At 59.0% G+C, this 376-nt stretch carries 1 protein-coding gene; it reads right to left on the bottom strand.

Annotation, left to right across the window (positions count from 1 at the left end):
* A partial coding sequence (locus AC1RP4_RS07810; RefSeq protein WP_481763242.1) for a DNA gyrase subunit A occupies positions 1–364 on the bottom strand: 364 nt, incomplete at its 3' end.
* Positions 365–376 lie beyond the last annotated feature (12 nt).

Genomic DNA, 376 nt, shown 5'->3' with positions numbered 1-376 from the left:
CGTCAACCATCGATCCCCAGTTGCCGGAGCCCAGCATTGTAGGCGTGCTCTGATTCACGAGCGTGACCAGTGCGTCGTAAGCCGCGATGTCGCCGTGTGGGTGATAACGACCAACCACGTCACCGACTACGCGTGCCGATTTGATGAAGCGCTTCTCGTGATGCGACGCGCCCCACAGGATACGTCGATGCACGGGCTTCAGTCCATCAAACAAGTCGGGCACTGAGCGGTCGAGGTTCACGGTCACGCCATACGTCTTCATACTGCGCGTCGAGAAGTCGCGCAGCGATTCGTGCCCGAGGTTGCGATCCTCGGTCGGAGCCGCCACAACCTTCTTCTTGGACTTCAACGTGTCCTTTGCCATTACCCTACCTTC

The sequence above is a fragment of the Dellaglioa sp. CoH-56-MRSF-10 genome (genome assembly GCF_056782175.1).
This window is presented reverse-complemented; position numbering and strand designations above follow the sequence as displayed.